General features: G+C 59.1%; 10 protein-coding genes. 8 read left to right on the top strand and 2 right to left on the bottom strand.

All coding sequences use genetic code 11. The annotated features are described in order from the left end of the window. The coding region (locus tag B2344_RS06955; protein WP_290484897.1) for an acyltransferase family protein at window positions 1-479 on the bottom strand (479 nt) is incomplete at its 3' end. 181 nt (window positions 480-660) lie between these two features. On the opposite strand from B2344_RS06955, the gene B2344_RS06950 reads away from it, so the two are divergent. The 8 genes from B2344_RS06950 to B2344_RS06915 all read left to right on the top strand — a co-directional run bounded on the left by B2344_RS06950 (window position 661) and on the right by B2344_RS06915 (window position 11079). Further along, window positions 661-1515 (top strand): LytR/AlgR family response regulator transcription factor, encoded by an 855-nt coding sequence (locus B2344_RS06950; protein ID WP_290484896.1) that lies wholly within the window; start codon window positions 661-663, stop codon window positions 1513-1515. 74 nt (window positions 1516-1589) lie between these two features. Then, a complete protein-coding gene (locus B2344_RS06945) occupies window positions 1590-2894 on the top strand; it encodes a hypothetical protein (RefSeq protein WP_290483463.1) in 1305 nt (434 codons plus the stop codon). Between the two features lie 42 nt (window positions 2895-2936). Then, window positions 2937-3365: an MAPEG family protein gene (locus B2344_RS06940; protein ID WP_290478544.1), complete on the top strand. Its 429-nt coding sequence runs from the start codon at window positions 2937-2939 to the stop codon at window positions 3363-3365. 60 nt (window positions 3366-3425) lie between these two features. Continuing rightward, entirely contained in the window at window positions 3426-4499 is a 1074-nt protein-coding gene (gene prfA, locus B2344_RS06935) for a peptide chain release factor 1 (RefSeq protein WP_206992436.1), read from the top strand. A gap of 1 nt (window position 4500) precedes the next feature. Next, window positions 4501-5361 (top strand): peptide chain release factor N(5)-glutamine methyltransferase, encoded by an 861-nt coding sequence (prmC, locus tag B2344_RS06930; protein WP_349679783.1) that lies wholly within the window; start codon window positions 4501-4503, stop codon window positions 5359-5361. 196 nt (window positions 5362-5557) lie between these two features. Next, window positions 5558-6241 carry a DUF4167 domain-containing protein gene (locus tag B2344_RS06925; protein WP_206992438.1) on the top strand — a complete coding sequence of 228 codons (684 nt, stop codon included), beginning with the start codon at window positions 5558-5560 and terminating at the stop codon, window positions 6239-6241. 196 nt (window positions 6242-6437) lie between these two features. Further along, entirely contained in the window at window positions 6438-9059 is a 2622-nt protein-coding gene (gene clpB / locus B2344_RS06920; RefSeq protein ID WP_290484895.1) for an ATP-dependent chaperone ClpB, read from the top strand. Between the two features lie 67 nt (window positions 9060-9126). After that, the gene (locus tag B2344_RS06915; RefSeq protein ID WP_290484894.1) at window positions 9127-11079 is read left to right on the top strand and encodes an alpha/beta hydrolase family protein; all 1953 of its coding nucleotides are present in this window, start codon (window positions 9127-9129) and stop codon (window positions 11077-11079) included. 42 nt (window positions 11080-11121) lie between these two features. Here the strand turns inward: B2344_RS06915 and B2344_RS06910 are convergent, their stop codons facing one another. Continuing rightward, complete coding sequence (locus tag B2344_RS06910) at window positions 11122-12504, bottom strand: M23 family metallopeptidase (protein ID WP_290484893.1); 1383 nt, start codon at window positions 12502-12504, stop codon at window positions 11122-11124. Window positions 12505-12619: the final 115 nt, after the last annotated feature.

Here is a 12619-nt window from a genome sequence, read left to right as displayed (position 1 = left end):
GCCAGCATCAGCGTGTAGACCAGCAGGTACACAATGTACCAGAGATGGTTCCAGGTGGGGGTTGTGATCGAAAAATCCGACCCGAAATCAAGGTATTGAGGCCAGAAGGCTAAGAAACTGCCTGAAAACTCCCCGGATTCGACCAGCTGCAGCCAGCTTTGCGGCGCGACCACGACCGCCATGCCGAACAGGATGGGCAGGCCCAGACGTACGACGCGTTCCCGGGCCAGTTTCGAGCCGCCCAGCTTGTCGGCTGCAAAGCGTAGCGCCACACCGGAGATGAAGAAAAGCAGCGCGAGGCGCCACGGGTTCAGCAACATCATGGCCCATTCGGCCTCAGGGCCTGCATGCACGCTTTTCACGTGCCAGCCCCAAGTCACGTAGAACATGCCGGAATGGTAGAGAATGAGCAGGCCAAACGCGATAATGCGCAGCCAGTCTAGATCGTATCGGCGCGGGAAGGCGGGAGCGTTGGGCATGGGTTTCTCCTGTGGATTTGACGCCAGCCTCTCGCGCGCCTGTCGTCAGGTCACGCGGATTGGGATGTTCGGTGGATGCAGGGGACGAATGACCCGCCAGAGGGGTGGGCGGCGGTATTCAGGGACGAAATCCTGAGATTTCTATTCCGGACTTGGCCGGGCTTGTGGCAGGAAGCGAAGCATGGAGACACGTGCCGCCCATCCGGAAATCGAAGCTGACCGTCGCGCAGACCGGAAGACGTGGATCTATTTCGGATGCTTCTTGTTCGCGTCATTTCTCGTGGAGTCCTTGTCAGATCAGCATTTGCTGAATCGGGTTGGGGATCCGTACCCAAACCTGCCATGGCTGAGCCAGGCGACGTCGCATGGCGTGATCCTGGCATTGACGCCCTTTATCACTTTCATGCTCAGCCGGTTCCCACTCTCGGCGGGGCAGTGGCGCACCAATCTGCTGGTGCATGCAGCGGCGACAATACTGTTCTCGGTCGCACATATCCTGGCCATGGTGGCCCTGAGGAAACTGCTCACGCCGATTGTGTTCGGCATTCCTTATGATTTCGGGCTCTCGAATGTTTCGGTCTGGCTCTACGAATACCGCAAGGATGTGCTGAGCTATTCGCTGATCGCTGCGATCTTCTGGATGAACCGACTGGTCGAGCAACGCGCACTTGATTCCCGGGTGGCGCAACGCGACGCAACTGATTTGCATCGGCTGACGCTGAAATCCGGTGGGCGTTCCTATTTCGTGAATGCCCCGGATGTGATCTGGGCCAAGGCGGCGGGCAATTACGTCGAAGTTGTCACCAAGGGCAAATCCTATCTGGCGCGCCTGACGCTGACAGAGCTGTCACGTCTGTTGGATGCTGCTGGCGGACGGCATGTGCGGGTGCACCGCTCACACATCGTCAACCTGGACCATGTGCAGGCAATTGAGCCTACCGGCGAAGGGGATGTGACCCTGCGGCTGGACACGGGCGACGAGGTACCGGGCTCGCGGCGGTATCGCGCCCAGTTCGAGCCGGAACGGGCGGCCTGACCACTTTTCCGTGAGGGGGTAGGCGGCCGGATAAATGCCGCTAGGGTGCCGGAACATTTTTCTCGGAGAGGTCCATGCTCAACGTGTTTCGTGCCCTTGTCTGGTTTCTTGTCCGCGTGCCGCTCTTGTTGCTCATTTTTGTGACCGCGCTGATCATGAGCAGCTGCACCATGCTGGGCCTGAATTATGCGAGCCTGGAGACGGCCAACAAGCCTGTGCCCCAGCCTGAACTTAATGTGGCGGCGATTGTAAATGAGCCAGCTTACCGATCAGACGTTATGCAGGGCTTTGAGGACGTTCTCTACGGGCCATGGCCGGAAGGACTGCCGATCGAATGGGGTGAGCCACGTCTGGTCGATGCCAATTTGCTTGGCGGAAAAGGACGGCTTGAAGAGATACCTGTCACGATCGGTGAAGGTGAGGGTGCGAGCCAATTCTGGTTGGCTGTAGCCACTCCCGCCGGGGATGGGCCATTCCCGCTTGTGATCAGCCAGACCTTTTCTTCCAACTGCGCGGCCTTTCCCGGTTACCCGGTCACCGCGACCGACGGAACGATCTGCGAGGGCAGCGAGATGGAGGGTACATTCGGCTTCATCGCGACCCAGATCTTCGGCACATATATCGCCAAAGTGCCGCTCGACCGCTTCATGGATTCGGGCATTGCCTATGCGAGTTTCTATGGGTCGGATTTTGTGCCGGATCGCCGCACTGAAGCGCCGGGCGTGATGGCCAATCTGGGCGGGCCGATCAATCCAACCAGCACGTTGATGGCTTGGGCCTACGGGTATTCGGCCGCTATGGACGCGTTGGAGGGCCTCGAAGCGATCGATTCCGACGCGATAGTGCTGTTCGGGCATTCGCGGTTCGGCAAGGCTGCGCTGATCGCGGGCGCCTGGGACCGGCGGACTGACGGGGTCATTGCGCACCAGACCGGGTTCGCTGGCGCATCGCTCTCGCGTTCGGAAACAGGTGAAGGATTGAAGCGTATGGCAGAATCCTACCCGCACTGGCTGGCGCCTGAAATACAGGATTGGCTGGATCGGCTGGACGAATTGCCGGTGGATCAGCACCAATTGCTGGGCCTGTTGGCGCCAACCCCCGTCTTGCTGGGCAATGGACGCCGCGATGTCTGGTCCGATCCGAATTCCTCCTTTCGCGCAGCCCTGTCGGCTTCAGACGTTTATGAAGCGGCTGGTGAGCCGGGATTGCCAGCGGGCGGCATGAAGCAGGATTTCGTTCCAGAGGCGGGGATTGCGTGGTGGCTGAGGCCGGGCGGGCACAGCATTGTATCGGAAGACATCGACACGTTCATTGCCTTCGTTCACGCACAGTTTCCTGAAGCCTCTCGGACGCAAAGTGCTGTTCATGCTGCAGAATAGTGCCTAAGCTCCCCGCAATTAAAAAAGCTGTGGGAGGCCAAAATGCCAATCAATGTCGAATTTCTCCATCCTGTTCTCGCGCTTATCGTATGGACGCTGATCCTCTGGTTGTGGATGTACGCGACGCGTATCCCCGCCATGCAGAAGGCTCATATAAACCCGGACGACGCCCGTCATCCAGGCACCTATGGCGATAAACTGCCGGCGAATGTCCGGTCTGTGGCGGACAATTACAATCACCTCCATGAACAGCCGACCATTTTCTATGCCCTGATGTTCTTTGCGGCTTTGACCGGTGGTGGGGACCATCTCGCGACGCTGATTGCCTGGATTTATGTCGGCCTGCGCGTTCTGCATTCCTTCGTCCAGATCCTGTCGCCGAAAGTGGTTTTGCGGTTTACGTGTTTCGCGCTCGCCTCGATCACGCTGATCGTGCTGGCCGGTAAGGAAGTGATCCGCATCCTCCTCTGACTTAGGCAATCACAGCCGAAGGGACTTATCAGGTGGCCAAAAGCGCTCTAAAGGGCGCGGATGGCTACTCTTTCCCTTTCCCGGCTCCAGCAGGTTGTTGATCGTTTCGAACAGGTCGAGGCGCGCATGGGCGCGACGACCGAAACCGATGAAATCATCGCCCTGTCCAAGGAGCATTCCGAACTGAAACCCGTGGTCGACAAGGCGCGGGAAGTGATGACAGCGCGCAAGGGCCTGGAGGAGGCGCAGGCACTGGCATCCTCTGGCGATGCCGAAATGGCTGAATTGGCCCAGATGGAAATCGAGGACATCAAGGACCGCCTGCCGGACCTGGAGCAGGAGATGCAGGTCCTGCTATTGCCGAAGGATGTCGATGACGCGGCCAATATCGTGCTGGAGGTTCGCGCCGGAACAGGCGGAGACGAGGCCGCCCTGTTCGCAGGCGACCTCTACCGCATGTACACACGCTACGCGCAGACGATGGGATGGAAAGTCGAAGTGGTCGACGCGTCCGAAGGCGATGCCGGCGGCTATAAGGAAATCGTCGCCAATATTGCTGGCGACGGCGTGTTCGGTCACATGAAGTGGGAAAGCGGTGTGCACCGCGTCCAGCGTGTGCCAGCGACCGAAACGCAGGGACGCATTCATACGTCGGCCGCGACTGTGGCTGTTTTGCCTGCGCCCGAGAATGTCGAGATCGAAGTCAAACCCGAAGACATCCGTATCGACACAATGCGGTCTTCCGGTGCGGGCGGCCAGCACGTCAATACAACGGACTCCGCGGTGCGTATCACCCATCTTGCGACCGGTATCATGGTGACGAGTTCGGAAAAGTCCCAGCACGTCAACCGCGAGAAGGCGATGGAACAGCTGAAGATTCGCCTCTACGAGAAAGAGCGCTCCGAGCGCGATGCTGAACGCGCCGAGGCGCGCGCCAGCCAGATCGGCACGGGCGACCGCAGCCAGAAGGTGCGGACCTATAATTACCCGGAAAACCGGGTCACGGATCACCGTATTGGCCTGACACTGTATTCGCTCGACAAGATCATCACGGGCGACAAGCTGAACGATGTTGTCGAAGCGCTGATTACGGAAGACCGGGCGCGCAAGCTGGCCGCGATGGAGGCGAACTAAGCTGCCTGCGAAGACATATGACACTTTACTGGCAGAAGGCGCGGCGCAGTTGCGCAAAGCCGGCATTGATACATCGCGGCTTGAAGCGCGGTGGTTGCTGGCCCATGCGGCTGGCTGTCAGTCCTCAGACCTTATAGCGCGAGGGGGAGGCAATGTTTCAGATGAAATCAATTCTGCATATTCCAACAGTATTTTGCGCCGTGCCGCCCGCGAGCCTCTGCAACACATCATTGGCTCGACGGAGTTTTTCGGTCTTGAATTCCTGAGCGATGCGCGCGCATTGATCCCGCGCCCGGACAGCGAAATTGTGGTTGAGGCGGCCCTTGCGCGTATCCCTGACAATGCACCTGTCTTCATTGCTGATCTCGGAACGGGGAGTGGGTGCCTGTTGTCCGCAATCCTCGCAAATCGACCGCTGGCGACCGGGGAGGGCGTCGAGGCAAGCCAGGATGCAGCGGAACTGGCGGAGGAAAACCTGTCCCGGCTCGGCCTTTCGGATCGCGCATCGATCCATAGCGGCCCATGGTCCGATTGGCAGAAATGGGGTGCAGCGGACCTGATCATTTCCAATCCGCCCTATATTGTCAGCGCGGAAATGGCAGGCCTCATGCCTGAAGTTCGCGACCATGATCCGGCGGCAGCGCTTGATGGCGGCCCGGATGGCCTGAATGCCTATCGGGAAATCGTTGGCCTTGCAGCGGGTCGGATGAAGCCCGGCGGCTGGCTCGTATTCGAGATCGGGTATGACCAGAGACTATCCGTCAGCGCCTTGCTGGAAACGGCCGGATTTGAAGCCATCACCTGTCTGAAGGATCTAGGCGGAAATGACCGGGCCATTGCCGCGCAACACCCTGTTGTGTAATACTTACATTTCTTCTTGGCGTATTGGGAAAGTCACGCTAGAAGATTCTCGTGAGACGGCGACCACACACGGTGTAATTGCATGTCCCCCTCACAAGACTCGCGCAAATCAAGGGCTGGGGCCACTTTATCCAGAAGGCCAATTGCGCTGGGAATTGCCTGAAAACTGATCAGGCGCATGAAACGGGAAGATCTGCATGAAACGTTCACGCGGGCGCAATCGTCGCTCAGGCGGTAACAACCAGAACAGCCACAACAATCCGAATCGTCACTATGAAAGCGTCGGTCCGGATGTGAAGATTCGTGGCTCTGCACAGCAGGTTCTGGACAAATACCAACAATATGCCCGTGACGCCCAGACCAGCGGCGACCGGATCCTGTCCGAGGCGTATTACCAGTTTGCCGAACACTATCAGCGCATCGTGGCCAAGCAGGCGGAAGCGAAAGAACGCTCCCAGCAGAATCGCAATCAGAATCGCGACAATCGCCGCGATGATCGCGATAGCAATGACAACAATGACAACAGCAATGCCGATGACGACAATTCGTCCAAGCAGGAAGCCGAAGTCGAATCGCGCAACAAGAACCGCAACGAGGATGACCGTTCCGATCAGGACTCTGACTCATCCAGCGATGCGAAATCCAACCAGGACGACGCGTCGGAAAATTCAGACAAGTCCGATGATGGCGATGACAAGGCTGACAAGCCCCGTCCGCGCAGTCGCCGCAAGCCTTACGCCAAGCGCGAAAAGGCCGATGATGCGCCAGAAGCTGAAACCGATGGAGTGCTGAAAACCGTCTCCCGTGGTCGTCGTAAAGCTGCGCCGAAGGGGGATGATGGTGCCCAGCCCGAAGAGGCTTCCGCCGAAACCACCGACTGATTGCAAGTCGTCAAACCGATTTGAAGCGCCCGGCTGCATCTTGCAGGCCGGGCTTTTTCTTGCGCGTATCGTGACGGTGCGGGCGGTTGCAAACCCATCAAGGCTTCCCACATCAGGAAAGAACCGGATACCGGCTGCCGCTGAGCGGGGCCATTGTCCACCAACTTCCATGATCTGCCTTTCAAAGGGGATGTAGATGAATATTGAACAATACACAGAGCGCGCTCGCGCGATCATTCAGGGTGCACAGACCGCTGCCTTGGCGAATGGCCATCAGGTTCTGACGCCTGCCCATGTCCTGAAGACCATGCTGGAAGACCGCGACCAGCTCGCGGTGAACCTGATCCGTGCAAGCGGGGGTCGTCCGGAACTGGTTGCGCAAGGCATAGACACGGCGCTTGGCAAACTGCCCAAGGTGCAAGGCGCAAGCTCTGGCCTGCGTCTCGAGCAGGCAGGGGCCCAGCTGTTCCAGACTGCCGAAGCGGACGCAAAGAAAGCTGGCGACAGTTTTGTCACCGTTGAACGCCTGTTGCTGGCAATCGCCAGTCTGAAGGGTGATCCGGCTTCTGACGTGCTGGCCAATGCGGGCGTGACCTCATCTGGCCTCGAAGGCGCCATTGCCGAACTCCGTCAGGGTCGCACCGCTGACAGTGAAAATGCCGAAGAAGGCTATGATGCCCTGAAAAAATACGCCCGCGACCTGACCAAGGATGCGCGGGAAGGCAAGCTCGACCCGGTTATCGGGCGCGACGAAGAAATCCGCCGTGCGATCCAGGTCCTGTCTCGCCGCTCGAAGAACAACCCAGTCCTGATTGGTGAGCCCGGTGTGGGTAAAACGGCAATCGCCGAAGGACTCGCGCTGCGCATTGTTAATGGCGACGTACCAGAAAGCCTGAAAGGCAAACGCCTGCTTGCGCTCGACATGGGCGCACTGATTGCGGGGGCAAAGTTCCGCGGTGAATTCGAGGAACGCCTGAAGGCCGTGCTGAATGAAGTTCAGCAGGCGGAAGGGGGCGTTGTCCTGTTCATTGACGAGATGCACACGCTGGTTGGTGCGGGCAAGGGTGATGGCGCAATGGACGCCTCAAACCTCCTCAAGCCTGCCTTGGCGCGTGGCGAACTGCACTGTATCGGTGCGACGACTTTGGACGAGTATCGCAAACATGTTGAAGGTGACCCCGCCCTCGCACGACGGTTCATGGCCGTTTTCGTGGATGAGCCAACCGTTGCCGATACAATCTCGATTCTCCGTGGCCTGAAGGGTCGCTACGAGGCGCACCATGGTATCCGCGTGTCGGACGCCGCGATTGTTTCTGCCGCCAATTTGTCGAACCGGTATATCACTGACCGGTTCCTGCCGGACAAGGCCATCGACCTTATGGACGAAGCCTCTGCGCGTTTGCGAATGCAGGTCGATTCCAAGCCCGAAGAACTCGACGAGATCGATCGCCGCCTCCTGCAATTGCGGATCGAGGCCGAGGCTCTGAAGAAAGAAAAGGATGCTGCTTCGGTGGATCGCCTCAAGACAATCGAGAGCGAGATTACGGATCTGCAGACAAAGTCTGATGAGCTGACGGCGACATGGTCCGCCGAGAAGAACAAGTTGAAGGGCGCTGCCTCCGCGAAAGAACAGCTCGACCGGGCCTATGCCGACATGGCGGAAGCCCAGCGCCAAGGCGACCTGACCAAGGCGTCTGAGTTGAAGTTCGCGACAATCCCGCAGCTGGAAAAGCTCATTGCCGAAGTCGAAGGCAGCGAGGATGATCAGGGAGACGGTGGACTCGTCTCCGAAGTCGTCCGCCCAGAGCATATTGCTGCCGTGGTCTCGAAGTGGACAGGCATTCCCGTCGACAAGATGATGGAGGGCGAGCGCGAGAAGCTGCTCAAGATGGAAGACGATTTGCGCAAGCGGGTCGTGGGTCAGGATGCTGCGCTGGAGGCCGTCTCCAATGCTGTTCGCCGTGCGCGTGCAGGCCTGCAGGATCCGAACCGCCCAATCGGCTCTTTCCTGTTCGTCGGTCCGACGGGCGTCGGCAAGACAGAGCTGACCAAGGCACTGGCCGAGTTCATGTTTGACGATGATACCGCGATCCTTCGGCTCGACATGTCGGAATTCTCCGAGAAGCATTCCGTCGCCCGTTTGATTGGAGCGCCTCCGGGCTATGTTGGTTATGATGAAGGGGGTGTGCTGACGGAGTCAGTGCGGCGCAGGCCCTACCAGGTGATCTTGTTCGATGAGGTCGAGAAAGCCCATCCGGACCTTTTCAATACGTTGTTGCAGGTCCTCGATGATGGGCGCCTGACCGATGGTCAGGGCCGTACGGTCGACTTCAAGAACACGATCATCATCATGACGTCGAACCTCGGCGCAGACGCGCTGGCGAGCGGCGAAGAGGGAGAGGTGTCGGAGGCAGCCAAAGAGTCCGTCATGGGCGCTATCCGCATGCATTTCCGACCCGAATTCATCAACCGGATCGACGAGATCGTCTTCTTCAAGCGGCTGGGCCGCGGCGAGATCGACCATATTGTCGATATCCAGATGGAGCGCCTGGAAGCGCTGCTGAAGGATCGGAAGATGACGCTGCAGTTGAGCCTCGATGCTCGCAACTGGCTGGCCGCGCGGGGCTATGACCCGGTCTATGGGGCAAGGCCACTCAAGCGTGTCATCCAGAAGGAATTGCAAGATCCTCTGGCCCGCCTCCTGCTGGAAGGCCGCATCCATGATGGCGAGACCATCGAGATTGGGGTCGAAGGCGACCAGCTGTCCATCAATGGCGTCCCGAACGGGTTCGCCAAAGGTGCTGCAGCCCTGAACTAAAGGTTGATCGACCGAGAATTTTATGATGGCCTTTCTGTCACTCAGGGAGGCCATCTTGCATTTGAAAATGATATTGACCGCGCTCGCGGTGACACTGGCGGCCGCGTGCCAGACGGCGCGCGCGGACATGAACGAGATCGCGGAACTCTATGGTCGTGCGGACGGAATTGCTGAGCCGCAGCTTTCTCCTCAAGGCACGAAACTGGCCATTGAATGCGCCCCGCAGGGCTTGCCGTCGCTGTGTGTGTTCGACCTGACCGGGGCCACGGAGTCTGCTCTGATCGGCCTCGACTCCACGTATCGCCTGAAAGATTTTCTCTGGGTAGATGAAGCGCGTCTGATCTTTCGTTTCGGTATGTTCGAGCGCCTGCAGACTCAGAGCGGAATGCAGGAATTCGAGGCGTGGCGGGCCGTTTCGTATGATGTGAACTCTGGCGAATCCACCGTACTCATGAACGACACGCGGGGCATGGTGGACACGTCGAACATCGTGTCTCTGCTGCCCCAGGATGAGGGCAAGGTCCTGATCATGGGATGGATTTACGATAGTGGTGCGACTTCGGGTACGATCATGCCGACGAAATCCAACAAGGGCTGGATGCCCCGTACATTTGCGGTCAATCTGAAGAACGGAAAGACCCGGAAAGCTGAAACGTTCCCCAAACACACAGATCAGGTCGTTTTCGACCAGTATGGTCGAGAGGTTGCCCGTTTGCGTCGCGACATCAATCTCGGGACGTCGACCGTTTATCGCGGGCGGGATGAAATCTACTTCGAAGATGATGTGAATGTTCGTAATCTGCGCCTGATCGCGCTCGAAGAAAGCGTTGGAGACCTGATCGTCTGGATCGACAGGGGTGAGAACCGCGGCCTGAATTACATGTCGCTGCGCGACGGATCGATGTCTCCCGTCATGATCGGAGACAAGCGGGCCGGGGCCGCCGCGACGATCATCGATCCCTATACGGGCACATTGGTTGGGGTCGAATATGGTGGGGAATGGGATGAGCAGGTTTTCCTCGTGCCGGAACTGGATGCTGCGCAGTCCGCCATCGAGGCGGCCATGCCGGGCAAGCATGTTACGATCACTTCCTGGACGGCCGACCGCAAGAAAGTCTCTGTCGCCCTGGCGGAGGCCGGGCGGCCGGCAGACTATTTCGTCTATGACTCTGCCGCCGGCACGATGGGGAGCATCGGCAGCGCCGGATCACATCTGGTGAACCGCCCTGTTGGAAATGTCGTTTCGATTTCGTATGAGGCCCGCGATGGCCGCACCATTCAGGGTTTCGTCACCTTGCCGCCCGGCAAGACGTCGGATAATGGCCCGTTTCCGCTGGTCGTCCTGCCGCATGGCGGCCCGGTGGCCCATGACACGGCCGAGTTCGACTGGTGGTCCGGCGCCTATGCCGAGGCAGGCTATGCCGTATTGCGCCCGAACTATCGCGGCTCGACCGGTTCGACTTCGGAGCATCGCTTCGCCGGATATGGCGAGTATGGCGGCAAGATGGTCGACGACGTGATCGACGGTGCGGCATGGGCCATCGCGCAGGGCATTGCCAAGCCGGACGGTTATTGCATCGCTGGCGGCAGCTATGGCGGTTATTCGGCCCTGATGGTGGCCGCGCGGGATTCCGGACGGGTGAAATGTGCTATCTCGGTGAACGGAGTGACGGATCCGATCCTGCGCCTGTCGGAATACACACCCGACAGCGATGCTTACAATCACTATGAATTGATGCTCGGGTCAGGCCGGTTTTCAGACGATGCCAGCCGCGCGGCCATCATGCCGGTCCGTCAGGCCGGGGCAATGTCGGCGCCGATCCTGATCATGCATGGCCGCGAAGACACGCGCGTGCCCTTCCGGCAGTTCACGCGGATGCGCGAAGCTACCGGAAACCGCCCGAACTTCACCTTTGTGGAGATGGAAGGCGAGGATCATTTCCTGCAGTCCACGTACGCACGTTCGGATGTGTTGAATCGGACGCTTACATTTCTGGAGGCGCATCACCCAGTGCAATAGCCGCAGGATACGCGGAGCCTCGGGAACTCCGCGACATTCCTTTTACGGAGAGGGTGGATTGGTCAGCGAGCCGGTGCCTGCCATGAGCTGGGCGCCCTGGGCTGTGCGGATCGCGTCGATCTCGGCCTTGCGGGCTTCGAATTCGGCAAGCATGTCCGGCGTCTCAGCCAGCTTGCGGCCGGTCGGCAGTTTCAGGCGCATCGCGTTGACTGGCTTGCCCTTGATGTAGACTTCGTAGTGCAGGTGCGGTCCGGTTGAGGCACCGGTCGAGCCGACATAGCCAATCACGTCGCCCTGGCGGACCCGCTTGCCAGCGCGCACGCCTGGTCCGTAGCGGGACATGTGGGCGTAGGCGGTCTTGTAATTATTGGCGTGCTTGATGCGGACATAATTGCCATAGCCGCCATAGCGGCTGGCGCGCTCGACCGTGCCATTGCCCGCTGCATAGATCGGCGTGCCGGACGGCGCAGCGAAATCAGTGCCCTTGTGCAGGCGCGTATAGCCAGAGATCGGATGGCGCCGATTGCCGAAGGAGGATGACAGACGCGCGCCATTGATCGGAGTCTTCATCAGGAATTTCGTGGCGCTTTCGCCATTCTCGTCGAAATAGTCAGCTACGCCGTCATCGCTGGGTGTGAAGCGATAGAAGCCGCGTGTCAGGGCCCGGCCATTCAGCTTGGCGAACACCAGCTCGCCATTCTTGACCGGTGTACCACGTTCATCGACCTGGGTCTCGTAGACCATTTCGAAGGTATCGCCCGGATGGATCTCGCGCTGGAAATCCACGTCATAGGCAAACGCGCTGGCAAAATCGACAACCTGCTGGTCGCCGGCGCCCAGCTTGCGGGCGGCTTCATAGATTGAGGTTTCAATTGGGGCTGCAACGCGGTGATAAGTTGGGCTGAGGCGGGCTTTCAGCTCGCTGGCGGTCCAGCCGCTCTCGGCTGAGCGCGTGATGAAAAGATTGCGTTCGGCGTCCGCCTTGATGTTGAGCGCGGTCAGTTGACCATTGGTAATGAAGGCGTCGGCCTTGACCCCGGGGCGAAGGCGCCGCGGATCGAGGAATTCCTTCTCGTAAATCGTGTGCAGTGCAGCGGCAGCATCGGATGGCTCGGCCCCAAGGCGCGTAACGAGTTCCGTCAGCGTTTCGCGGCTTTTCAGCGTGCCGCTTACGCGGTTTGGAATGCCAAGGCCGGGCTCGAATTCGGTTGCAGACAAGAGTGTTGTGGCGAGGGGCGGCGGGGCCGGCGATGCATGGGCGGCGCCCATTCCGACCGGCTCATTGGATGGACCGACCGTTACAAGGCCCAGAATGGCCGAAACCGATCCCAACAGACCCAATACGACCAGACTCTTCACGCCATGCGAGACCGTTCGGCCCGGCTCGGCAGTGTTCGTTTCGACTGTTTTCACGTCATGCACCATGGCGCGATCTCCCTCACTCCAGTGCCACCCAGCACCTCTGTCTCTCAAGACTGTGAATGTCAGAAGGACCTTTTATACCGTTTACACGTTAAGAAACGACATTCTTGCTCAATTT

The sequence above is a fragment of the Hyphomonas sp. UBA3195 genome (genome assembly GCF_002366485.1).
GTDB lineage: Bacteria > Pseudomonadota > Alphaproteobacteria > Caulobacterales > Hyphomonadaceae > Hyphomonas.
Note: the sequence above shows the minus strand (reverse complement) of the source record. Positions and strands in the feature narration are given on the sequence as shown.

Bases quoted from the DNA above. Each gene is read 5' to 3' on its own strand.
- B2344_RS06910 (WP_290484893.1), bottom strand. From the start codon at position 12,504: ATGGTGCATGACGTGAAAACAGTCGAAACGAACACTGCCGAGCCGGGC.
- B2344_RS06950 (WP_290484896.1), top strand. From the start codon at position 661: ATGGAGACACGTGCCGCCCATCCGGAAATCGAAGCTGACCGTCGCGCA.
- B2344_RS06940 (WP_290478544.1), top strand. From the start codon at position 2,937: ATGCCAATCAATGTCGAATTTCTCCATCCTGTTCTCGCGCTTATCGTA.
- clpB (WP_290484895.1), top strand. From the start codon at position 6,438: ATGAATATTGAACAATACACAGAGCGCGCTCGCGCGATCATTCAGGGT.
- B2344_RS06915 (WP_290484894.1), top strand. From the start codon at position 9,127: ATGATATTGACCGCGCTCGCGGTGACACTGGCGGCCGCGTGCCAGACG.
- B2344_RS06925 (WP_206992438.1), top strand. From the start codon at position 5,558: ATGAAACGTTCACGCGGGCGCAATCGTCGCTCAGGCGGTAACAACCAG.
- prfA (WP_206992436.1), top strand. From the start codon at position 3,426: ATGGCTACTCTTTCCCTTTCCCGGCTCCAGCAGGTTGTTGATCGTTTC.
- B2344_RS06945 (WP_290483463.1), top strand. From the start codon at position 1,590: ATGCTCAACGTGTTTCGTGCCCTTGTCTGGTTTCTTGTCCGCGTGCCG.